Below are 21,623 nucleotides of genomic sequence, written 5' to 3'. Positions count from 1 at the left end.
CGGTAGTTCCTGGAGGTGAGGGTGATGGAAAGAAAGAACGACCGCCCGGCTAGCGGGACGGCGTGTGCAGAACGGCGGAAAGCAGGGTGCGCGTGTACTCGTGCTGCGCGTGCCGGAAGAGGTCGGCCGGGCGGCCGCGCTCCACGATGCGGCCCTTGAAGACCACGCACACTTCATCGCACAGGTGGTTGACCACCGCGAGGTCGTGGCTGATGAGCAGGTAGCTGATGCCGAACTGCTGCTGCAGGTCCTGCATGAGGTTGAGCACCTGGGCCTGCACCGACACGTCGAGCGCGCTGACAGGCTCGTCGGCCACGATGAGCTTGGGGCGCGTGATCAGCGCCCGTGCAATCGCAATGCGCTGGCGCTGGCCGCCCGAGAACTCGTGCGGGTACTTGTCCATGTCGGTGGTGCGCAGGCCGACTGCGGCGAGCGCCTCGTCGGCACGCTCGCGCTGCACGGCGCGGCTCGTTTCGGCCAGCGCCTCGAGGGGCTCGGCGACGATGCGCGCGACGGTCTGGCGCGGGTCTAGCGAGCCGTAGGGGTCCTGGAACACCATCTGGAAATCGCGCCGCGCGGTGCGCAGCTCGGCCTTCGACAGCGTGTGCAGGTCGCGGCCTTCGAGGCGCACGCTGCCCGAAGTCGGCGTGTCCAGCGCCATCACGAGGCGCGCGATGGTCGACTTGCCCGAGCCCGATTCGCCCACGATGCCGACGCTCTTGCCGGCGCGCACCTCGAAGCTCACGCCATTGAGCGCCTTCACGGTCGGTGGCGGGCCGAAGAGCTTCTCGCGCGGCAGCGCGTAGTGGCGATAGAGGTTGTTCACGGCCAGCAGGGGCTGGCCGGCGGCGGTGCTGGGTGGCTGGCTCATGCGGTGGCCGCCCTGGTGTTCGACGCGGCGATTTCGCCCAGCCGCAGGCAGCTCACGGCATGGTCGTTCGGCAGCATGGTGGCGCGTGGCCGCGTGCTCTGGCAGAGGTCGATGGTGTGGGTGCAGCGGCCCGAGAAGGCGCAGCCCCGGGGCATGTCGACCAGCTCGGGCACACTGCCCTGGATGGTCGGCAGCCGGCCCGCGCGCACCGCGCCGATGGCGGGGCGCGCCGCGAACAGGCCGCGCGTGTAGGGATGTGCGCGACCGGCAAAGACCACGTCCGTCGGGCCGCTCTCGACCGCGCTGCCGCCATACATCACGAGCATGCGCTTCACGCTGTTGGAAATCACGCCGAGGTCGTGCGAGATCAGGATCAGCGCCATGCCCATTTCCTTGACCAGGCCCTGGATCAGGTCGAGCACCTGCTTCTGGATGGTCACGTCGAGTGCGGTGGTGGGCTCATCGGCAATCAGCAGGTCGGGCCCGCAGGCGAGCGCCATCGCGATGCCGATGCGCTGGCGCTGGCCGCCGGAGAACTGGTGCGGATAGGCGTCGAGGCGCGAGGCCGCGTCGGGGATGCCCACGCGGTCGAGCAGCGCGAGCACTTCCTTGCGTGCGTCGGCTTGCGAGAGCCCGCGATGCAGCCGCAGCGGTTCGCCGACCTGGCGCGCAATCGTGTGCACCGGGTTCAGCGCCGTCATCGGCTCCTGGAAGATCATGCCGATGCGGTTGCCGCGGATCTGGCACATCTGCTTCTCGGGCAGGCCGACGAGTTCCTGCCCGTCGAGCTTGATGCTGCCCGTGACCTTGGCGCTCGACGGCAGCAGGCCCATCAGCGACATCACGGTGATCGACTTGCCGCAGCCCGATTCGCCGACGATGCCCAGCGTTTCGCCACGCTCCAGCGAGAACGAGATGCCGCGCACGGCCTGCGCCGGCCCGCGCTGGGTCTGCAGGCCGATCTGGAGGTTGTTGACTTCGAGGAGGGGCATGGCGCTTACCGGGCTCTGGCCAGGCGCGGGTCGAGCAAGTCGCGCAACCCGTCGCCAAGAAGGTTCAGCCCGAGCACAGCGAAGGCGATCGCCATGCCGGGGAAGACGGCCAGCAGCGGCTGCTGGAACATGAGGGTCTGTGCTTCGCTGAGCATGCGGCCCCACGAGGGTTGCGGCGGCTGGGTGCCCAGGCCCAGGTAGGAGAGGGCGGCCTCGGCCAGGATGGCGATGGCGAAGCGGATCGTGATCTGCACGATCAGCACGGCCGAGATGTTCGGCAGCACGTGCTGCATCGTGATCGCGAAGCTGCCCTTGCCGCAGGCGCGCGCGGCGGCCACGTACTCGCGCGACCAGATCGCGTTGGCCGAGGCGCGCGTGATGCGCGCGAAGGTCGGGATGTTGTAGATGCCGATGGCAATGATCGCGTTGACGATGCCGGCGCCGAACACGGCGGTCATCATGATGGCCGAGAGGATCGCGGGGAAGGCCAGCGTGAAGTCCGACAGCCGCATCACCGCTTCTTCGACCCAGCCGCGCTTGGCGGCAGCCAGCAGGCCCAAGGCGGTGCCAACCACGAGGCCGATGCCGACTGCGATCACACCCACGAGGATGGATGCGCGGGCACCAACCAGCAGCAGCGAAGCCACGTCGCGCCCGAACGCGTCGGTTCCCAGCCAATGCGATGCGGAGGGCGCCTGCATCTTGTTCGCCATGTCCATCGCATACGGCGACCACGGCGTCCACACGAAGGACACGAGGGCGGCCAGGAGTAGCAGCGCGGCCAGCACGCCGCCGATGACGAAGCTGCGGTGCTTCAGCGCGCGCTGCCAGAAGCCGGGGAGCTTGACGAGCGCCGCAGCGCTCGGAGCGGTGATGACGGAGCTCATATGTCGCTGGCCTTGATGCGCGGGTCGATCACGGCATACAGCACGTCGACCACGAAGTTCACGATCACCACCATGGCCGCCAGCAGCATCACGCAGTTGCGCACCACGATCAGGTCACGGTTGCTGATGGCCTGGAAGATGAGGCGGCCCAGGCCCGGCAGATAGAACACGTTCTCCACCACGATGGTGCCGGCCAGCAGCTCGGAGAACTGCATGCCCATGACCGTGATGACCGGGATCATGGCGTTGCGCAGCACGTGGGTCCACAGCACGGCTCGTTGCGACACACCCTTGGCACGCGCGGTGCGAACGAAGTCTTCCCGCATCACCTCCAGCACCGCCGAACGCGTGATGCGCGCCAGGATCGCGGCCTGCACCACCGCCAGCGACAGCGCAGGCAGCAGCAGCGACTTGATGCCCGCGAAGATGCCTTCGCCCCAGCCCTCGAAGCCCCCGGCGGAGAACCACTGCAGTTGCACCGAGAACACGAGGATCAGCAGGATGGCGAACCAGAAGTTCGGAATCGCGATGCCGACCTGAGCCATGCCCATGAGGCCGACGTCGCCGAGCTTGTTGTGGCGCGCGGCGGCCGTCACGCCCACCAGCAGCGCGATGACGACGGTCAGGGCCATCGCCATCATGGCCAGCGGCACGGTGAGCGCGAGGCGTTCGAGGATCAGGTCGAGCACGGGCGAGCTGTAGGCGTAGCTGTCGCCGAGGTGGCCGGTCAGCAAGCCGCCGATCCAGTGCCAGTAGCGCGTCCACGCGGGCTGGTCGAGGCCGAGCTTGGTGGCCAGGGCGGCGACGGCTTCGGGCGAGGCGTCGGGACCCATGAGCATCTGCGCGGCGTTGCCCGGGAGAATTTCCAGAACGAGGAACACGATGATGGACGCGCCGATCAGCGTGCCGATCAGCGTCAGCGTGCGCTTGAGCAGGAAGAGGCCCATGTCAGTGACTCCGCTGCGTGGTGTTGTGTTGCGGTGTGTTCGGGGTGCGTGCACAGACCATCGGGTACTCCCCTGCGCGAATGTCCCCCGGCCTGCGGCCTCCTCCTTTATTTCGCTGCGGGGAGCGCCCGATGCCCTGTGCACGATGGACGCGGCGCTCGTGCCGGCAGTTCAACCGCTCTGCTGAACGCTCACGCCGGCGGGGTGCCTTGCGCAGCGAAATAAAGGGGGAGGCCGAAGGCCGGAGGACATTCGCGGAGCAAGGTACCCCGTCGGCGTGAGCGCACCCCGAACGACGCACTCCGTACCGACCCCTGGCTTCCAGATTCGTCATGCAGAAATGCATTCGGCGATCGCGCGGCCCACGTCCACGGTGTTCGCGGTGCCGCCCATGTCGCGGGTGCGCGGACCTTCGCTCAGTACAGTCTCGATGGCCGACAGCACGGCGGCGGAAGCCTGCGCGTAGACGGGATCGTCGCCGCCGAGGTGGTCCAGCATCAGCGCGGCCGACCAGATCTGGCCGATGGGATTGGCGATGCCCTTGCCTGCGATGTCGGGCGCCGAGCCATGCACGGGCTCGAACAGCGACGGGAACTTGCGCTCCGGATTCAGGTTGGCCGAGGGCGCGATGCCGATGGTGCCGGTGCAGGCCGGGCCCAGGTCGGACAGGATGTCGCCGAAGAGGTTGGAGGCCACGACCACGTCGAACCAGTCGGGGTGCTGCACGAAGTGCGCGCAGAGGATGTCGATGTGGAACTTGTTCGTCGCCACGTCGGGGTAGCGCGTGGCGATTTCGGCCAGGCGTTCGTCCCAGTAGGGCATGGTGATCGAGATGCCGTTCGACTTGGTGGCGGCCGTCAGGCTCTTGCGCTTGCGGCGGCTGGCGAGCTTGAACGCGTAGTCGATGATGCGGTCCACGCCGGTGCGGGTGAACACGGCTTCCTGGATCGCCATTTCGCGCGGCGTGCCTTCGAACAGGCGGCCGCCCACGGAGGTGTATTCGCCTTCGGTGTTCTCGCGCACCACCAGGAAGTCGATGTCGCCGGGCTTGCGGTGCGCCAGCGGACCGGGCACGCCGGGCATCAGGCGCACGGGGCGCAGGTTGACGTACTGGTCGAAGTCGCGGCGGATCTTGATGAGCAGGCCCCACACGGCGATGTGATCGGGCACCTTGTCGGGGGCGCCCACCGCGCCGAAGTAGATGGCGTCGTGGCCCTGGATCTTGTCGGCCCAGTCGGCCGGCATCATCAGGCCGGTGCGCACATAGTGGTCGGAACCCCAGTCGAAATGGTCGTAGGAGAAGTCGATGCCGAAGCGGCGACCCACCGCGTCGAGCACGCGCAACCCTTCGGGCATGACCTCGACGCCGATGCCGTCTCCGGGAATGACGGCAATCCTGTGCTTCTTCTGCATTGACTCAACCTGTTCCAAGTTCGTTGCGTTCGGGGGCCGGCGCCTGCGACGCTGGGCTGTTGAAAAATTCTAGGAGCGAGGGGTGGGGGTGCGGTGGGGGTTGGCACCCAAACCGCCTTGACAAAATCAGAAGGCGAAGCGGCGAGATTTCATAGAGGACTTTGTCAATTCAATGTCACGGAATCGACTTCGATTTCGAAAAATTAGAAGGCTGGAGGTGCCCCGGGCGAACGCCGTGCTGCTGCACGGAGCACCGGGAAAGTCGTCGCCGGAGGGCTGACACGACCTTATGTCCCTCGTACCATGGCCCGATGCGAACACTCCAACTTCCCACCGGCGGCGAGATGCCCGTCCTCGGCCTGGGCACCTGGCGCATGGGCGAAAACGCGGGTCATCGTGCGGCGGAGGTGAAAGCCGTGCGCGAGGCCATCGCCCTCGGCTACCGGCTCATCGACACGGCCGAGATGTACGGCGAAGGCGGGGCCGAAACAGTGGTGGGCCAGGCCATTGCCGAGGCCTTGCGCGCGGGCGATGCACGGCGTGAAGAGCTCTTCGTCGTCAGCAAGGTTTATCCGCACAACGCCAGCCGGCGCGGCACGCGCGACGCCTGCGAGCGCAGCCTGAAGCGGCTTGGCCTCGACGCCATCGACCTCTACCTGCTGCACTGGCGCGGCAACCATCCGCTGCGCGAGACCGTCGCCGCGATGCAGTCGCTGGTGGCGGACGGACGCATCGGCCACTGGGGCGTGAGCAACTTCGACACCGACGACATGGAAGAGCTGATGCAGGCCGTGGGCGACGGGCCGGGCTGTGCGGCGAACCAGGTGTACCTGTCGCTCGGCGAGCGCGGCCCCGAGTTCAGCCTGCTGCCCTGGCAGCGCGAACGCGGCATGCCGCTGATGGCCTACAGCCCGATCGACCAGGGGGCGCTGGCCGAAGACGATGGGCTGAGCGAACTGGCCGGCCGGCTCGGCGTGACGGCTGCGCAGCTTGCACTGGCCGCCGTCGTCGCACGGCCCGGCGTGGCCGCGATTCCGAAGGCGGTGCGCAGCGCGCACCTGAAGGAGAACCTGGCTGCCGCCGATCTGCAACTCGATGCGGCCACCCTGGCCGAGCTGGACCGTCTGCATCCACCGCCGCGGCGCAAGACGCCGCTGGCAATGATCTGAGAAGAAGAAAGAAGGATCAGTGCGCCTCGGCCTGCTTGGCCGCGGCGATCACAGCCTGCTCGTCGTGCTTCGCGCCGTTGAGGAACAGGTTGAGAAGCACGGCCGCGATCGACGCCAGCAGAATGCCCGACTCGATCAGCGAGTGGATCGCGTGCGGCATCCATTGCTTGAAGTTGGGCGCGATCAGCGGAATCATGCCGATGCCGATGGACACCGCGACGATCATCGCGTTGTGGCGGTTGGTCTTGAAATCCACGCCCGAGAGAATGCGGATGCCCGTGGCCGCCACCATGCCGAACATCACGAGGCCCGCGCCGCCGAGCACCACGGTGGGCAACGATTCCACCAGCGCGGCCATCTTCGGCAGCAGGCCCAGCACGATCAGGATCACGCCGCCGGCCACGCACACGTAGCGGCTCTTGATGCCCGTGACGGCCACGAGGCCCACGTTCTGCGAGAAGCTGGTGTACGGGAAGGTGTTGAAGATGCCGCCGATCAGCGTGCCCAGGCCGTCGGTGCGCAGGCCGCGCGCCAGGTCCTTCTGGCTGATCTTGCGGTCGGTCATTTCACCGAGAGCGAGGAACATGCCGGTCGATTCGATCATCACCACGATCATGATCAGCGTCATCGTGAGGATCAGGATCGGGTCGAACTGCGGCATGCCGAAGTGAAAGGGCAGCACGATGTCGACCCAGGCGGCCTTGCCCACCTTCTCGTAGGTCATGAGGCCGGTGACCGAGGCCACCACCGCACCGATCACGATGCCCAGCAGCACCGAGATGTTGGCGATGAAGCCCTTGGCGTACTTGACGATCAGCAGGATCGACACCAGCACCAGCGCCGCCACGCCGAAGCCAGAGAGGTCCGCGTACTTGGGGTTGGGCACCGTGGGCATGATCGCGAAGCCCTTGGGCACCGCGGGAATGGAACTGCCGGGCGAGGTGACCTCGGCCAGCCACTTCGCATACACCGGGTCGACCAGCGCGGGCGCGGTCGGGCCCACGGGGTTGCCGAAGATCCAGTTGATGCCCACGCGCATCAGGCTGATGCCGATGACCGCGATGATGGTGCCCGTGACCACCGGCGGAAAGAAGCGCAGCATGCGGCTCACCAGCGGCGCGATCAGTATCGATACGATGCCCGCGCCGATGATGGCGCCGAACAGCAGCTGCGCGCCGTTCTGGCCCGGGTTGGCGTTGGCGATGGCGACCATTGGCGCCACCGACGCGAAGGTGACGCCCATCATCACGGGCAGCTTGATGCCGAAGAACTGCGTGGCACCCAGCGCCTGGATCAGCGTGGCGATGCCGCAGCAGAACAGGTCGGCCGAGATCAGCAGGGCGACCTCGTCGGGCGAGAGCTTGAGCGCGCGCCCGACGATGAGCGGCACCGCGACCGCGCCCGCATACATCACCAGCACGTGCTGCAGGCCAAGGGCCGCGAGCTTGCCAGAAGGCAGGCGCTGGTCCACGGGATGGACTGTCGGAACAGTGGAAGAGGTCTCGGCCGTCATCGTGTATCTCCTGGCGCAGCAAGGGGAGAGAGGCGTGAACGGCGCGGTGTTCCGTGGCGTCCACCTGGTGTGTACGCCAAACTGTATACAATTTATGCGGCAATCCGGATGCAGGAAAACCCGCATCGCAGGCCCTGGGCGAAGACGATCAGTTTTCCAATTTCAGCCGCCGCATGAGCCAGTTCGCGGTGAACTCGAAGTGCTCTCGCATGTTCGACTCCGCCGTGTGGCCATCCTCCCCAAATACCAGTTGCGTCACATTGAAGCCAAGAGCCGCAAGGGACGCAGGTTCATCTCTGGAGACGAGATCTTCGCGGGCGCCGTTCACCATGAGAATGGGTTTGTGCAACTGCACCGCGGTTGGCATCTTCAATTGACGTGAGAGTTGGAATGCTTCGTAGTATTCGCACATCGCCTGACGGGGTGTCGTCTGCGGATTCATGTTGGCAAACACGGTGTAGGGCGCGACGATCCATGCAGGCGCCGTCTTGCAATGCGCTTGTCCGAAGCTCGAATCGCTGGGGCCGCCTATGTTGACGATCGCCTTGTAGAAGTCGTTCCTCAGCCCGCCAAGCGTTCCCAAGTAGCCTCCCATGCTCCAGCCGTACACGGCCACTCGGCTCGCGTCCAGGTCGTTGCGGGTCTTGATGTAGTCCGCAACCGTGTCAAGCATCGCGGAGGACTCCGGACGGAATCCCAACTGGTTCTCCCCAGTGTCCGGATTTTCCACAATGAGGGTTGCGAACCCGCGGCCCATGAAGTAGTCGCTGTGCCGGATCATCTCCGTCTTCAGGTTGTCGAGGCCGCCGAGGATGACCAGCACCGGCAGCTTCTCGTTGCTGCCGCGTCGTGCCGACGGGGCTCGGAAGTAGCCAATGAATTCTTTCTCTCCGGTCTTGAATGTGATCCGCTGGAGCGGCTTTCCCAGGACCGCGTAGGCTCGTTCGGTCGCCCGCAGATCCGCGGCGGGGACACGCTTGGGCAGCCGATTCATCCGCAGATAGAAAGCGGCCTTCTTGTATTCGGCCGATGCGGCCGCGCTGTCGCCCCGCTCTTCGGCCACGCGGGCTCGTTCCAGATGCACCTGGGCGGGCTTGCTGAAAGTCGCTTGCCAGGCCGCCTGCGACGGCCCGGCATGTTCCGGCGGCGTTCCAACGACGTCGTCGAACGTGCTTGCTTCGATGCCGGCATCCTCGAGCCACCAACAGATGTTGAATTTGAACGAAGGATGCATGCGAGCGATGCCTCCCGGGTACTCCGCCTGTCCTTTCCTGCAGAACTCGGCCATGCTGTCCGCCGCCCTGGCCGAGGGGATGCCCTGTGCCGCGGATTCGTGCGGCGCTGCCGCGACAAGAAGGACGGCTCCGAAGGCCGTCAAGAGTTTCAAGATCAATTTGTTCGTCACGGTCTTTCCTTTATTGGGTTGGGCGGCTCGGGCCCGTCGCAAGGGCGAAAAAGCGATTTGCTTGGCGCTATCGGGGCGACGCACTGGGCAGCCAGCCATTGCCGCGATACCAGGCGACCGTATCGGCAACGGTTTGCTCGATCGGGCGAAACTTCAGTTGAAGTTTCTGCTCGCTCTTCGTGTGGTTGAAATGGCTGCGCCCCGCCTCCTTGCGCATCAGCCGCACCGTCGCCAGGCTGAGCAGGATGGGTTTGCCGCTGATCCGCGCATAGAGCTCCTGTGCCGCCGCCAGGAGATACAGGAGCGGGAAGGGCAAGTTGCGTGTCGGCGTCTTGATGCCCGCGATCTTCCCCATCAAGGGCACCAGTTCCTGCATCGTCATGTGGCGGCCGGCAGCCAGATAGCGTTCGCCGCGCTGCCCGTGCTCCGCGGCCGAAATCTGCGCCCTCGCCACATCGCGGGCATCGACAACGGAAAAGCTCCCAGGCAGCAACCCAGGCAATTTTCCAAGCACCACATCGTTGACAAATTGTCCTGACGAGGTGGGGCCAATATCGGCCGGCCCCCACATCCACCCTGGCAAGACAAAGCTCGCGTGCATGTCCGGGTGCGCTGCAAGAAAGGCCGACACGACTTGATCGGCCAGTATCTTGCTGCGGTAGTAGTCGTCGTCGGCATCTGCCAGGTCACGCAGACAGGTCTCGTCGATGGGCATGCCCGGCTCGCCATTCAGCACCGCGATGGACGAGGTCTGAACGAAGCGCCGAATGCCGGCGTCGTATGCCCGCTCGATGAGCTGCTGCGTGCCGTCCACATTGATGCGTTTGAGCTCTTCCCAGTGGCTGCCGCCCTTGAAGTTGTCCCGGAAGAAGGCGGCGGTGTGGAACACCACGTCGCATCCTTGCAGTGCCTTGGAGAAAGCGGGTACATCCGCCATGTCGCCCAGCACCAATTCGACGCCTTTCATCCCCGCAAACTGCTGCTGACCTTTGGCCTTCGAGCGGGCGAGGGCCTTGACGGAGACGCCGCGCGCGACCAGCTCGCGCACAAGGTTGTTGCCGAGAAGGCCGGTGGCGCCGGTGACAAATGCGGACCTCGGGCTCTTGGATTTTTCCATATCGATTGAATGTCAAAGATCAAATGAAGTTTGAATGTACCTTCGGCATTTTGAAATATCAAGTGATATCTGAAGAAGTGTCCCAGCCTTGCCTCCGGAAGCACGCGCCCGCCGGTCGACATCCAAAGTTCATGTGATATCTTTTGAGGCATGAGCCCCACGACAGCAAGAAGGCGCCTGACCCGTGAGGAAAGCCGGGCGCAGACTCGCGAGCGCCTGATCGACACCGCGCAGCACCTGTTCGTGTCGAACGGCTATGGGGGCGCGTCGATCCGCGACATCGCGGACAAGGCGGGCTACTCCCAAGGTGCTTTCTATTCGAACTTCTCGAGCAAGGAAGACGTCCTGCTGGAGTTGCTGCGACGGCACATGGAAGCGGAAGCGACGCGGCTTTCCACGGTCTTGGGCAACGACGCGCAACAGCCCGAACAGATGCTGGCCGAACTGGAAGCCTGGGCTTCCACGCTCAATCACGATGCCGACTGGTGCATGCTTTCCATCGAACTGCAGTTGCATGCCAACCGCAGCCCGGCGTTCGCTGCGGAGTACCGGAAGGTGTGGGACAAACACCGGTCCGAGATCGGCGGCGTGATCGGCCTGTTGTTCGACAAGCTCGGGCGCTCGCCCCCTGCCGCACCGGACGAACTGGCCGCGGCCTTCATGGCACTCTCGCATGGGCTGGCACTGCAGCGGATGAGCACGCGCCCGGATCCCTCGGGCCGGCTGATCATGGTGTTCCTGCGCGGACTGATCGCAAGTGCGGAATGCCTGGGAACTGCAGCTGTCGCACCGGCCGACTCCTCTTCGCGCGAGCCCAGGAAGCGCGCTGCGAAGAAAGCCCGGCGCTGAATCGCACCCGGGTGCCCAGGACACCTTCAGGCTGTCCTGCAGACCCTCCCTAGGCGAGCAGCGCCTTCACCAGATCGAGCTGCCGATCAGGCTTCTCGGTGCCCAGTTCGAGGCTCGCCTCGATGCGCTCCAGGTGGTCATTCATGCTCTTCACGGCGGCCTCGGCATCGCCCTTGCGGCACAGGCGCAGGAAATCGGCGTGCTCGTCCGACGAGCAGTGCGGGTCGTTCGACGAGTGGTACAGCATGGCGATCAGCGAGCTGCGCGCCACCAGTTCGCGCACCAGCTCGGCCAGCGTGCGGTTGCCCGTGGCCTCGGCCAGCGCCACATGGAAGTCGCCCAGCAGCTTCTCGCGCACGGTGCCCGTGGTGGTGGTCTGGCGCAGCGCTGTGCGTTCGAACTTGATGTGCTGCTCCAGCACCTGGTAGTCGCGCGGCCGTGCGGCGGCGACGAACAGGCGCACCACCTCGCTTTCGAGAATGCGGCGCACCGCGAACACCTCGCGGGCCTCTTCCACCGAGGGCTGGCAGACGAACGCGCCCTTGTCGGGAATCATCTCGATGAGCTTGTCCTTCGACAGCATCAGCAATGCGGCGCGCACCTTGGTTCGGCTGACCGAATAGACCCGGCCCAGCGCCTCTTCGCGCAGCCAGGTGCCGGGCGGCAGGCGCTTCTCGACGATCGCGGTGGCGATGTCGTTGGCGATGCTTTCGATGGAGCTGTTCTTGTCTGCTGCGGCCGCGCCGTTCTCGGCTGGAACGGCGATGGCGGGGGGTACGGAAGATTTGGAACTGGCGCGGGGCATGCGCGGATTGTGGCCTAGCTCGAAAGCGTAAAGCTTTCCAGTGCGCCAACGATGGGCTTGGGCAAGGGCTTCGCCAGCTCCCCGCGCTTGCTGGTGCGCAGCTTCAGGGCGACGAGCGACTCGATGAGCTTGGTGCCCGCGGCCACGCCGTCGATCACGGGCACGCCTAGCACTTGCTCGATGTGCGCGCACAGGTCTGTCATGCCGGCGCAGCCCAGCACGATGCAGTCGGAGCCGTCTTCCTCGAGCGCGCGCCGGCATTCGTCGATGATGCGTTCGCGCGCACGCGAGCCGGGCTCCTCGAGTTCAAGCACCGGCAGATCGCAGGCGCGCACGTTGGCGCAGAAGCGTTCCATGCCGTAGATCTCGGCCAGGTGCCAGGCCTGGCCCATGGTGCGGCCCAGCGTCGTCACCACGCTGAAGCGGCTGCCCACCATGCTGGCCAGGTGCATCGCGGCTTCGGCAATGCCCACCACCGGTCCGCGTGCCAGTTCGCGCGCGGCCTTCAGGCCCGGGTCGCCGAAGCAGGCGATCACGTAGCCGTCGATGTTGCCTTCGCGTTCACCCGCCGCGATCTCCTGCAGCAGGCCCGGCACGGCCAGCGCTTCGTCGTAGTGACTCTCGATGGAGAGCGGCCCCATGGCCGGGCTCACGGCGACGATCTCGGTGCCGGCATGCGCCACCGCGCGGGCGCAGGCACCGATCTTCTCGGTCATGCTCCAGGTGGTATTGGGGTTGATGATCTTGATGCGCACGGCGCTCCCTTTCTCTTTCAGTTCAAGTCTTGTTGATGCGGTTCAGCACGGCATAGAGCACGAAGCCCAGGCCCATGCCGATGAACCACGCATAGTTCGCGCCGCCGCGCAGCGCCGGCACCATCACGCACAGGATCGGCACGATGGCCGCCGGCACCAGCGCCTGGATCGCCTTCGGGTTGTAGCCGCCGCTGTACCAGTACTCGCCCTTCGGGCTCATGCTGTAGAGCGCGTCCACGTCGATGCGCTGCTTGCGCACGATGTAGTAGTCGGCAATCAGAATGCCGAACAGCGGCCCGATGAACGAACCCAGCACGTCGAGCGTGTAGTGAATGACCTCGGGGCTGTTGTAGAGGTTCCATGGCGTGAGAAACACCGAGCCCACCGCGGCGATCATGCCGCCCGTGCGCCAGCTGATGTGCTGCGGTGCCACGTTCGAGAAGTCGAAGGCCGGCGACACGAAGTTGGCCACGATGTTGATGCCGATGGTCGCGATCATGAAGGTCAGCGCGCCCAGCACGACGGCGGTGGTGCTGTCGATCTTGCCCACGGTGTGCACCGGATCGGTGATCAGTTCCCCAAAGACGGGCAGCGTGGCGGCGGTGGTGATGACGGTCAGCAGCGAGAAGAACACGAAGTTCACCGGCAGGCCCCAGAAGTTGCCCTTCTTCACCGCGTCGAAGCTCTTGCCGTAGCGCGAGAAGTCGCCGAAGTTGAGCATCGGGCCGCTGAAGTAGCTCACCACCAGAGCAATGGCAGAGAGCATCACGGGCAGCGCGTCCCAGCCCTGGAACTTGATGCCGCCGAGGTTCAGGTCGATCTTGCTCCAGCCCGCCTTCCACACCAGCCAGCCGCACAGCACGGCCATGACCACGTACACCGCCGGGCCGGCCCAGTCGATGAACTTGCGGATGGCGTCCATGCCGTGCCAGAAGACGAAGGCCTGCAGCACCCACATGACCATGAACGCGACCCAGCCGAGGGCCGACAGGCCGACGAAGCCGTGTTGCGCGACATCGGCATACGGCGCCAGGCCCGGCGCCATGTGCAGCGCCAGCACCATGAATGCGGCCGATGCGAGGTACGTCTGCACGCCGTACCAGGCCACGGCGATCAGCCCGCGGATGATGGCCGGGATGTTGGCGCCCAGCACGCCGAAGGGCGCGCGGCACACCACCGGGTAGGGCACGCCCGTCACTTGGCTGGGCTTGGCCACGAGGTTGCAGAAGAACTGCACGATCACGATGCCGACCAGCAGCGACACCAGCACCTGCCAGCTCGACAGGCCCAGCGCGAACAGGCTGCCGGCCGTGATGTAGCCGCCCACGCTGTGCACGTCGGACATCCAGAAGGCAAAGATGTTGTATTGGCCCCAGGTCTGCTTCTTCAGCGGAGCGAGGTCTTCGTTGGTCAGGCGCGGGTGGTAGCCCGGCTTGATGACGGCGTTCGATTCCGCGTGCGGCGCAATGCCGGCTTCGCTTGCCCCCGCGGGGGCCTGGCTGACGACTGTGCTCATGGTCTTTCCTCGTGCGGGTGGGTGGATCGGGACCCGGTTTTGACGCAAATTTCGCGCCGGTTTTTCGGATGCGTTATTTGTATACAAAAACTGCACGCAATCAAGGCCATTCGGGGAATCATATATCCGTAGATTCCCTGATGTGTGTGGCGCTGTTGTTCGGCCGGGCCACGGCGCACAGGCACGACGGTGGCAGGTCGCCGGACCTCCGTGGGTGATTAATCGAAATTCTTATGGCTCAGATGAAAAATATATCGTTTTCCATTGTGAAAGGTGCTGCTTAGAGTCGGGTCCATCCCCACTCCCCCGATGGAAAGCCCCATGAGCAACACAGCTACCCGCATCCCGTTTCATCTTGCGTTCCCGGTGCGAGACATCGCCGAGGCGCGCGCGTTCTACGGCGACTTGCTTGGATGCCCTGAAGGCCGCAGCGCGCCTGAATGGGTCGACTTCGATTTCTACGGCCACCAGATCGTGGCGCACCTGGCACCCGACGAATGCGGCCACCGCCAGAGCAGTTCGGTCGACGGTCACGACGTACCCGTGCGCCACTTCGGCGCGATCGTTCCGATGGATCAATGGCAGGCCATGGCCGACAAGCTCGTGGCGCGCCAGACAAAGTTCGTCATCGAGCCCTACATCCGGTTCAAAGGAGAGCCCGGCGAGCAAGCGACGATGTTCTTTCTGGACCCCTCAGGCAACGCGATCGAGATGAAGTCGTTCGCCGACTTGAGCTCGCTCTTCGCACGCTGAAAGAACTGCATGACCAAGAGCAGCAAAAGGAGCCTTGCCTTCGCAGCGGCGCTTGCCGTCGTCTGCGGGGCTGCGGCGGCGCAAACCGACACCTTGAAGAAAGTCAAGGAGTCGGGCTCGATTTCCGTGGGTGTCCGCGATGCGTCGGGTGCCATGTCGTTCACCCTGGGGCCCAACAGGTACACCGGCTTTCACGTGGAGATCTGCGAGCGGATCATTGCCGACATCAGGAAGGCAGTTCAACTCGACAGGATCGACGTGAGGTACCAGCTCGTGACGCCACAGAACCGGATTCCCCTCGTTCAAAACGGTACGGTGGATATCGAATGCGGCACGACGACCAACAATGCAGCGCGGCAGAAGGAGGTTGCCTTTGCACCGACGCTCTATGTCGAAGGCGTTCGCATCGCGGTCAAGGCCACGTCGGGCATCACGCGCCCCGCGCAGCTGGCCGGCAAGACCGTGGCGGCCACGACAGGAAGCACGTCCGTGCCGGCGCTGAGAAAACTCAAGCGTGAGGGCGCGAACGGTATCGAGGAGGTGCTCGCCAAGGACAACAGCGAAGGATTCCTGCTCCTCGAGGCGGGCCGAACCGAAGGATTCGTCGCCGACGGGCAGATCCTCGCGACGTTGATCTCGAAGAGCAAGGAGCCGGAAAAATACAGGCTCCTGGACCAGGTTCTCAGCGTCGAGCCGCTCGCGATCATGTTCCGCAAGGGGGATCCTGCATTCAAGAAGCTGGTCGACGACAGCGTCGTGGCATTGGCCAGGAGCGGCGAAGTCGCACGGATCTACGACAAGTGGTTCATGCAGCCGATTCCGCCTCACAACGCCAGGGTGGGGCTGCCGGCAAACGCCATGACGAAGGCTGCCTGGGCCGACCCCACGGACAAGCCGATGGAGTCTTACGAGTCCCGTTGACTGCCGATGGTGCGCGGAAAGTCGGCGAACCAGCGGTGCCGAGTCCGACCCGCATGCGAGGCGATCGAGCGGCGCTCCCCGGTTTCAGGTACGGCGCGGGATCGATGCCCTTGCGCGGCTGGCATTCCGCGCAGGCGATGTGTTCGGCTTCGCTTCAGCCGCATCGCGCAGGCATTGGGCGAAGTGCGCAACCATGGGCGGGCTGGCCCGGGGCTTTCGCTGGAGCAGGCCGATCTCGCGCTGGAAAGTGACCGCGCCCAAGGAGACGATGCGCACCTGCGCAGGCAAGGGCAGATGCGCCTCGACCAGCGGCACGAGCGCCACGCCCAGGCCCCTGGAGGCCAAGTGGATCAATCCGGGAATCTCGTCGACCTCGATCGCATCGTTGACCGCCAGGCCTTCCCGACGCAGAAACCCCTCGACCATCCGCCCACCGAACGAAGCCCTGTCATAGCGCAGGAATGGCTGTTCCTGGATCAGCGTGCGCCAATTCTTCGTTGCCGGCAGGGCCTTGGGCACCACCAGCACGTAGGGCTCGTGCACCAGTGGCTGCCACGTCAGGTCGGCAGGCATGCCGAACGGAGGGCGGATGATCACCGCGGCATCGATCTTCCCGGCGTCCAGGTCGTCCATCAGGCGCATCGAGACGCCAGGCGACACATGGACACGCACGAGAGGAAAGGACTTGCGCAGTTGCTCAAGCGCACGCGCCAGCAGCGTGGGCTGCGCCGAGGCAATCGAACCTACGCGAAGAAGCCCCTGGGTGGCGTTGTCGTGAGGAAGCTCCCCGAGCTTGGCGAACAGCGCGCAGATTTCTTCTGCCCGCGGCAAGGTCGTCTGGCCTGCGACATTCAAGGTGGCCGATCGGCCTGTTCTGTCGAAGAGCTCGAACCCCAGGGCTTCTTCGAGTCGCTTCATCTGGCTGCTCACCGCCGATTGAGTAAGCCCGATTCGATCGCCGGCCGCCGCGAAGGTGCCGAGCTTGCACACCGCAATGAAGGTCTTGAGTTCGTTGATCACCCTGGAAGCATCGCAAACATCGATGCTCGGGTCAACCAAGCATCATCGCAGGTGATCAATGCCGACCCGTCGAGCGGCATGGGCTATTCTTCGAACCCTTCAAAACGAGTGTTCGCCAGCGCGCCGCACCGATCGATGCCTTCCATCAAATTCCGCACGCGGCTCTCGCTGGCCTTCGCAACGCTCGTTGCGCTGGTGTGCATCCAGGCCGGTTTCATCTACCTGGGTTCCGAGCGCGTTACTTTCGCCAAGCAGCACAGCCGGCTTGCGAGCGACATCCTGTCCGATCTGCTGGAGCTGTCCACCAACAAGCAGCGGCTGCGGGTCTGGGCCTCGCAGCGGCTGATGAACGGCGACGCGCCGATCGAGGCACGCGACCGCTGGCTGGCCGGCATGCGGACCAGCGCGGCCAGCCTGCACGACCTGACGCAGCGCGACCTGGCCTGGTGGACCCAGGCTTCCTCGGCGCGCGGCACGCCGGTGCCCGAGGCGGCGACCCAGCTGGCGGCCAGCATCGACCTGCTCGACGCCAACATCGCCGAAGTCCAGGCCCGCCTGCTGCGGCTGGAGCCGTTGGAGGAGGGCGCGGAGTTTTCATCGGTGTGGCAGCAGCTCAACCAGGTGTTCGACGTGACGCGCGGGCGCGACCTGCGCGAACTCGTCAACGGTGCGATCGCGCGCCAGCGCGAGGCGGTGCCGGTGGCACGCAAGGCCACGGAACGCGCCGTCGAGGTGCTGCGCCTGCAGGCCATCGGCCTCGCAGTGCTGACCCTGGTGGCCGCGGTGCTGATCGCCATTCGCCTGAACCGGCGGCTGCAGGCGCCCATCGCCGGCCTGCTGGCCGGCACGCAGGCCCTGCAGGCCGGCCGCATGGACCATCGCCTGGAGGTCGGGTCGAGGGACGAGTTCGGCCAGGTGGCGGAGCATTTCAATGCCATGGCCGCCGAGTTGCAGCAGCGCCGCAGCGATGCCGAAGCCGCCCGGCACAAGCTCGAAGCGGCGGTGGATGCGCGCACGGCCGAGCTGCAGTCCGCCCACGTCACGCTGCAGAACATCGACCAGCGCCGCCGCCAGCTGTTCGCCGACCTGAGCCACGAACTGCGCACGCCGGCCACCGCCATCCGCGGCGAGGCCGAGATCGCATTGCGCGGCGCCGACAAGCCGCCGGCCGAATACAAGTTGACGCTGTCGCGCATCGTCGGCGGCGTGGAGCAGCTCGCGCGGGTGATCGACGACCTGATGCTGATCGCGCGCGCCGAGGCCGACCAGCTCGTCATTCGGCAGGACCGGGTGGACCTGGGCCTGCTGGTCGGCGATGCGGCCGAGCAGGCCGAGGCGCTGGGGGCGCTGCATGGCGTGGGGGTGCGCCTCGATGCGCCGTACGACGCACAGCCGGCGCTTGTCCAGGTGCACGCCGATGCCGATCGGCTGCGCCAGGCCCTGATGATCGTGCTGGACAACGCGGTGCGCTATTCGCGCGCCGGCGGCGCGGTTCGCATCGGTTGGCGCGAGCTCGACGGATGCGTGGAAATTGCCGTGCGCGACCAGGGCATCGGCATCGACGCCGACGAGCTGCCCACGGTGTTCCAGCGCTTCACGCGTGGCCAGCGCGCCCGGGCGCACCGCGTCGACGGCACCGGCATCGGCCTGTCGATCGCGCAGGTGATCGTTTCCGCGCACGAAGGCCGCATCGACATCGAGAGCGAGCCATTCGTGGGCACGACGGTCCGCATCCGGCTGCCGCGTTTCGACGGCACCGATTTCCCCACGGCGCCGGAGGCCGCATGAACAACATCCTGGTGGTCGAAGACGATCCGCGCGTGGCCGACTTCCTTCAGCGCGGCCTGCGGGCCGAAGGCTATGGCGTGCAGCTGGCCCGCACCGGAACCGACGGCCTGGCGCTGGCGCGCGGCGGCGAGCCCGCGCTGCTCATCCTCGACCTGATGCTGCCCGGCCTCAGCGGCCTGGAGCTGTGCCAGACGATGCGCGCCGAGGGCCACCATGTGCCCGTGCTGATGCTCACGGCCATGAGCTCGCTGGAGGCCAAGGTCAACGGCCTGCGGCTGGGTGCGGACGACTACCTCACCAAGCCCTTCGCTTTCGAGGAACTGCTGGCGCGCATCGAGGCGCTGCTACGGCGCGGGCGCGAGCAGCGCGTGAAGGCGAGCAGCCTGCAGGTGGCCGACCTCGTTCTGGACCGCGAGCGCATGCAGGTCACGCGGGCCGGCCAGCCGATCGCGCTGACCGCGAAGGAGCTGGCCTTCCTGGAACTGCTGATGAGCGCACCCGGGCGCGTGTACAGCCGCGAGCGCATCCTCTCGAACGTGTGGGGCACCAGCGAGGACCCGCTGACCAACGTGGTCGACGTGTACGTGCGCCGCCTGCGCGCCAAGATCGACGAGGGCCATCCGCTCGCGCTGCTCAAGACCGTGCGCGGCTTCGGCTACCGGCTCGACGCGCAGGAGGCCTGAGCGCGCGCGGGGCGCCCGTTCATCCGTTGTTCATCTGCGCTTCAACTCGCATTCATGGCCCGGTACGGGTCGTGTTCATGAGCGCGCCGCAGACTTGATTCCTGCCTCGCGAATGCGGTGCAGCGCCGGCCTGAACCGGTGCTTCAACAACTTCCACAACAAGGAATCATCTCCGTGAAGAAAAGTCTCGTCGCCAGCGCCGCCCTCGGCGTCCTCTCTCTCTCGCTCGCCACCGGTGCGCTGGCCCAGGGATCGGGTACGGCCGTCTGCACGCCGGCGGATGCGGCGCAGGTCAGCGCCTTGTTCGACCGCTGGAACAACTCGCTGCGCACGCTGGACCCCGACAAGGTGGTCGCCAACTACGCCGCCGACGGCGTGCTGCTGCCGACCGTGTCGAACCAGCCGCGCACCAACCCGGCCGAGATCCGCGACTACTTCGTCAAATTCCTCAAGGGCGAGCCGCAAGGAAAGATCGACCGGCGCGTCATCAAGATCGGCTGCAACGTGGCGCAGGACGTCGGCACCTACACCTTCCGCTTCAAGGACGGCAGCACGGTGAACGCGCGCTACACCTACGTCTACGAATGGGTGAACGGCCAGTGGCTGATCGCGCATCACCACTCATCGGCGATGCCAGAGGCGCGCGCCTCGAAGAGCTGACCGGCAGCGACTGCCTACTGTGCGGCGACCTTCACGAACACCGGGTTCGAATAGAACCAGAGGTCGCTGTAGTTGCGCGCGTTGATCGCGTTGAAGCGCGCCACGTTGTCGGTGCCCGTGGTCTGCGCATCGGGCAGCGGCTCGCCGCCGGCGGTTTCGTTGGGCACGTCGGTGCCCAGGTTGGTGCCGCGCAGGCGGAAGTACTGGTTGTTGGCGGCCTTCACCGTGTAGCTCACGGTGAAGTAGCCGTCGGCGTCGAGCTTCCAGTCGCTGCGGGTGAAGCGCTTGAGCACGCGCGTCGACGGGTTGGTGTCGCGCGAGTAGCCCGGCGTGCCCGGCAGCTCGGGGCCGGTCACGTCGCCCGCGATCAGGTCGATGTGGTCGACCACTGGCTTCACGTTGGCGAAGCGGCCGCTGCCGAGCTGGTACTCGAAGTTGTTGCGCTCGGGGCTCTTGAAGCGGATGGTGATCTTCAGGTCTTCACCCGAGTTCACGCCCAGCTCCGAACCCATCTCGCCCGTGCCTTTGGCGCCTTGCACCTTGAAGTCGAGTGCGTCGATCAGGCCGCCGTTCACCGCGAAGAGCTTGCCCGTGCGCATGGCCGCGAGCAGCGACTTCGGGTCCTTGATGTCTCCCCACAGATGGTTCCTGGCGTACTCGCCGGGCGCGTAGCCGCTGCTGTACTGGCCCTGCGAGACGGTGAAGTGGTAGTCGGAGTCGGCCACGTTCCAGATGCGGCGGCCCTCGGAAAGCAGCGCGTCCCAGGTGCCACCCAGTTTGGCGACGAGGTAGTCGACGCCGCCATAGGTGCGCGAGGGCAGGTTGGCCGCGATATAGGCGCTGTTGTAGCCGCCACGGTCGGGCTCCATCTGGTTGCCGACCATGCCTTCGAGCGAGAACACGATGTTCGGCGCGAGGTCGTTCATCTCGCGCAACTGGGCGATCGTGTACTTGCCGGGGTTGCGCGACGGGTGGTTGATCTGCAGGTAGCTGGTGTCGGGGTAGTTCTTCTTGAGCCAGGTGATGGCCGCGAGCGTCTCGGCGTGCGTGTTGTAGCCGGTGCCGGCCTTCGGACCCCATGCGGCGACATCCGCTGGCGGGAAGAGGGCGGGGGCGCGGTTGGTGAAGAGGTATTCGAACTGGTTCGCTGCCTTGAGCGCGGCATCCGACATGGGGTTGTCGGTCAGGATGCCGACGTTGCCGTGGTCGTGCGAGGGCATGTCCCATTCGAAGGCCGTGAAGATCGTCTTGTCGGCGTACTTGCCGCTGGCCTGCAGCGCCTTGATGCGCGGCACCTGGTACTTGGCCATGCCTTCCGAGAGCGGAATCTGCGCGGCCAGCTTGTTGCCGTCGTTGTCGTAGGAAGACAGGCGCAGGTGGTCGGACAGCGCCGCCCAGTCGAGCCCGAACTGGTCGAAGGCCTTGCCCAGCACCTGGTCGAGTGTGGAGATCTGCTGGGTGTCGTCCGACTGCATCGTGTGGATGTGCAGGTCGCCGACGGTCCAGCGCCCGGGCGGCACGGACGGGGCGGGATCGGCCGGCTGCGCAGGGGCCGGGGC

20 protein-coding genes are annotated in these 21,623 nt (G+C 65.8%); 7 read left to right on the top strand and 13 right to left on the bottom strand.

Going from position 1 to position 21,623, the window contains the following annotated elements:
* Positions 1–49 precede the first annotated feature (49 nt).
* From ACCD11_RS23210 to ACCD11_RS23190, 5 genes are all read right to left on the bottom strand, one after another.
* Positions 50–871 carry an ATP-binding cassette domain-containing protein gene (locus tag ACCD11_RS23210; RefSeq protein WP_413315602.1) on the bottom strand — a complete coding sequence of 274 codons (822 nt, stop codon included), beginning with the start codon at positions 869–871 and terminating at the stop codon, positions 50–52.
* On the bottom strand, positions 868–1,863 hold the full coding sequence (locus ACCD11_RS23205) for an ABC transporter ATP-binding protein (protein WP_413315601.1): 996 nt from the start codon (positions 1,861–1,863) through the stop codon (positions 868–870). Before ACCD11_RS23205 ends, ACCD11_RS23210 begins: the two co-directional genes overlap by 4 nt.
* A gap of 5 nt (positions 1,864–1,868) precedes the next feature.
* A complete protein-coding gene (locus ACCD11_RS23200) occupies positions 1,869–2,750 on the bottom strand; it encodes an ABC transporter permease (protein WP_413315600.1) in 882 nt (293 codons plus the stop codon).
* Positions 2,747–3,697: an ABC transporter permease gene (locus ACCD11_RS23195; RefSeq protein ID WP_413315599.1), complete on the bottom strand. Its 951-nt coding sequence runs from the start codon at positions 3,695–3,697 to the stop codon at positions 2,747–2,749. The genes ACCD11_RS23200 and ACCD11_RS23195 overlap by 4 nt, the downstream gene beginning before the upstream one ends.
* Before the next feature lie 330 nt (positions 3,698–4,027).
* Positions 4,028–5,110, bottom strand: a complete 1,083-nt coding sequence (locus ACCD11_RS23190; protein WP_157609097.1) for a tartrate dehydrogenase — start codon at positions 5,108–5,110, stop codon at positions 4,028–4,030.
* A gap of 311 nt (positions 5,111–5,421) precedes the next feature.
* Between ACCD11_RS23190 and ACCD11_RS23185 the strand changes: the two genes are divergently transcribed.
* Positions 5,422–6,279, top strand: a complete 858-nt coding sequence (locus tag ACCD11_RS23185) for an aldo/keto reductase (protein WP_413315598.1) — start codon at positions 5,422–5,424, stop codon at positions 6,277–6,279.
* Between the two features lie 16 nt (positions 6,280–6,295).
* Here the strand turns inward: ACCD11_RS23185 and ACCD11_RS23180 are convergent, their stop codons facing one another.
* The 3 genes from ACCD11_RS23180 to ACCD11_RS23170 all read right to left on the bottom strand — a co-directional run bounded on the left by ACCD11_RS23180 (position 6,296) and on the right by ACCD11_RS23170 (position 10,314).
* Positions 6,296–7,792, bottom strand: coding sequence for a nucleobase:cation symporter-2 family protein (locus ACCD11_RS23180; protein WP_007838380.1), 1,497 nt, complete (start codon positions 7,790–7,792; stop codon positions 6,296–6,298).
* Positions 7,793–7,940: 148 nt separating this feature from the next.
* Positions 7,941–9,197 (bottom strand): alpha/beta hydrolase, encoded by a 1,257-nt coding sequence (locus ACCD11_RS23175; protein WP_413315597.1) that lies wholly within the window; start codon positions 9,195–9,197, stop codon positions 7,941–7,943.
* Between the two features lie 67 nt (positions 9,198–9,264).
* Positions 9,265–10,314, bottom strand: a complete 1,050-nt coding sequence (locus ACCD11_RS23170) for an SDR family oxidoreductase (protein WP_413315596.1) — start codon at positions 10,312–10,314, stop codon at positions 9,265–9,267.
* A gap of 150 nt (positions 10,315–10,464) precedes the next feature.
* Between ACCD11_RS23170 and ACCD11_RS23165 the strand changes: the two genes are divergently transcribed.
* On the top strand, positions 10,465–11,163 hold the full coding sequence (locus ACCD11_RS23165; protein ID WP_413315595.1) for a TetR/AcrR family transcriptional regulator: 699 nt from the start codon (positions 10,465–10,467) through the stop codon (positions 11,161–11,163).
* A gap of 49 nt (positions 11,164–11,212) precedes the next feature.
* Here ACCD11_RS23165 and ACCD11_RS23160 read toward each other — a convergent pair whose 3' ends face one another.
* The 3 genes from ACCD11_RS23160 to ACCD11_RS23150 are packed head-to-tail and all read right to left on the bottom strand — an operon-like array spanning position 11,213 to position 14,239.
* A complete protein-coding gene (locus ACCD11_RS23160) occupies positions 11,213–11,968 on the bottom strand; it encodes a GntR family transcriptional regulator (RefSeq protein ID WP_413315594.1) in 756 nt (251 codons plus the stop codon).
* Between the two features lie 14 nt (positions 11,969–11,982).
* A complete protein-coding gene (locus ACCD11_RS23155; protein ID WP_413315593.1) occupies positions 11,983–12,723 on the bottom strand; it encodes an aspartate/glutamate racemase family protein in 741 nt (246 codons plus the stop codon).
* Between the two features lie 22 nt (positions 12,724–12,745).
* Positions 12,746–14,239, bottom strand: coding sequence for an NCS1 family nucleobase:cation symporter-1 (locus tag ACCD11_RS23150; protein ID WP_413315592.1), 1,494 nt, complete (start codon positions 14,237–14,239; stop codon positions 12,746–12,748).
* 366 nt (positions 14,240–14,605) lie between these two features.
* Between ACCD11_RS23150 and ACCD11_RS23145 the strand changes: the two genes are divergently transcribed.
* Both ACCD11_RS23145 and ACCD11_RS23140 read left to right on the top strand, forming a co-directional pair.
* Positions 14,606–14,992, top strand: coding sequence for a VOC family protein (locus ACCD11_RS23145; RefSeq protein ID WP_413315623.1), 387 nt, complete (start codon positions 14,606–14,608; stop codon positions 14,990–14,992).
* Between the two features lie 9 nt (positions 14,993–15,001).
* On the top strand, positions 15,002–15,913 hold the full coding sequence (locus tag ACCD11_RS23140; protein ID WP_007838366.1) for an amino acid ABC transporter substrate-binding protein: 912 nt from the start codon (positions 15,002–15,004) through the stop codon (positions 15,911–15,913).
* Positions 15,914–15,997: 84 nt separating this feature from the next.
* On the opposite strand, the gene ACCD11_RS23135 is transcribed toward ACCD11_RS23140, so the two are convergent.
* On the bottom strand, positions 15,998–16,933 hold the full coding sequence (locus ACCD11_RS23135; protein WP_413315591.1) for a LysR substrate-binding domain-containing protein: 936 nt from the start codon (positions 16,931–16,933) through the stop codon (positions 15,998–16,000).
* A 135-nt stretch (positions 16,934–17,068) separates the two neighbouring features.
* Here ACCD11_RS23135 and ACCD11_RS23130 point away from each other — a divergent pair, with 135 nt between their 5' ends.
* The 3 genes from ACCD11_RS23130 (at position 17,069) to ACCD11_RS23120 (ending at position 20,064) form a co-directional block, all read left to right on the top strand.
* Positions 17,069–18,721: a sensor histidine kinase gene (locus ACCD11_RS23130; protein WP_413315590.1), complete on the top strand. Its 1,653-nt coding sequence runs from the start codon at positions 17,069–17,071 to the stop codon at positions 18,719–18,721.
* The gene (locus ACCD11_RS23125; protein WP_413315589.1) at positions 18,718–19,404 is read left to right on the top strand and encodes a response regulator transcription factor; all 687 of its coding nucleotides are present in this window, start codon (positions 18,718–18,720) and stop codon (positions 19,402–19,404) included. The genes ACCD11_RS23130 and ACCD11_RS23125 overlap by 4 nt, the downstream gene beginning before the upstream one ends.
* 174 nt (positions 19,405–19,578) lie before the next feature.
* Positions 19,579–20,064 carry an SgcJ/EcaC family oxidoreductase gene (locus ACCD11_RS23120; RefSeq protein WP_413315588.1) on the top strand — a complete coding sequence of 162 codons (486 nt, stop codon included), beginning with the start codon at positions 19,579–19,581 and terminating at the stop codon, positions 20,062–20,064.
* Positions 20,065–20,078: 14 nt separating this feature from the next.
* On the opposite strand, the gene ACCD11_RS23115 is transcribed toward ACCD11_RS23120, so the two are convergent.
* Positions 20,079–21,623 (bottom strand): S-layer protein (locus ACCD11_RS23115; RefSeq protein WP_413315587.1); only part of this gene is annotated, 1,545 nt, incomplete at its 5' end.

Origin of the sequence: Variovorax sp. Varisp36, assembly GCF_047304235.1 — a bacterium.
Classification (GTDB): Bacteria; Pseudomonadota; Gammaproteobacteria; order Burkholderiales; family Burkholderiaceae_C; genus Variovorax.
The sequence above is the reverse complement of the archived record's forward strand: the minus strand, read 5'-3'. Positions and strand labels throughout refer to the sequence as shown.

What these genes read in the sequence shown, in the direction of transcription:
- ACCD11_RS23210 (WP_413315602.1), bottom strand. Translation starts at nt 871, where the DNA reads ATGAGCCAGCCACCCAGCACCGCCGCCGGCCAGCCCCTGCTGGCCGTG.
- ACCD11_RS23205 (WP_413315601.1), bottom strand. Translation starts at nt 1,863, where the DNA reads ATGCCCCTCCTCGAAGTCAACAACCTCCAGATCGGCCTGCAGACCCAG.
- ACCD11_RS23200 (WP_413315600.1), bottom strand. Translation starts at nt 2,750, where the DNA reads ATGAGCTCCGTCATCACCGCTCCGAGCGCTGCGGCGCTCGTCAAGCTC.
- ACCD11_RS23195 (WP_413315599.1), bottom strand. Translation starts at nt 3,697, where the DNA reads ATGGGCCTCTTCCTGCTCAAGCGCACGCTGACGCTGATCGGCACGCTG.
- ACCD11_RS23190 (WP_157609097.1), bottom strand. Translation starts at nt 5,110, where the DNA reads ATGCAGAAGAAGCACAGGATTGCCGTCATTCCCGGAGACGGCATCGGC.
- ACCD11_RS23185 (WP_413315598.1), top strand. Translation starts at nt 5,422, where the DNA reads ATGCGAACACTCCAACTTCCCACCGGCGGCGAGATGCCCGTCCTCGGC.
- ACCD11_RS23180 (WP_007838380.1), bottom strand. Translation starts at nt 7,792, where the DNA reads ATGACGGCCGAGACCTCTTCCACTGTTCCGACAGTCCATCCCGTGGAC.
- ACCD11_RS23170 (WP_413315596.1), bottom strand. Translation starts at nt 10,314, where the DNA reads ATGGAAAAATCCAAGAGCCCGAGGTCCGCATTTGTCACCGGCGCCACC.
- ACCD11_RS23165 (WP_413315595.1), top strand. Translation starts at nt 10,465, where the DNA reads ATGAGCCCCACGACAGCAAGAAGGCGCCTGACCCGTGAGGAAAGCCGG.
- ACCD11_RS23160 (WP_413315594.1), bottom strand. Translation starts at nt 11,968, where the DNA reads ATGCCCCGCGCCAGTTCCAAATCTTCCGTACCCCCCGCCATCGCCGTT.
- ACCD11_RS23150 (WP_413315592.1), bottom strand. Translation starts at nt 14,239, where the DNA reads ATGAGCACAGTCGTCAGCCAGGCCCCCGCGGGGGCAAGCGAAGCCGGC.
- ACCD11_RS23140 (WP_007838366.1), top strand. Translation starts at nt 15,002, where the DNA reads ATGACCAAGAGCAGCAAAAGGAGCCTTGCCTTCGCAGCGGCGCTTGCC.
- ACCD11_RS23130 (WP_413315590.1), top strand. Translation starts at nt 17,069, where the DNA reads ATGCCTTCCATCAAATTCCGCACGCGGCTCTCGCTGGCCTTCGCAACG.
- ACCD11_RS23125 (WP_413315589.1), top strand. Translation starts at nt 18,718, where the DNA reads ATGAACAACATCCTGGTGGTCGAAGACGATCCGCGCGTGGCCGACTTC.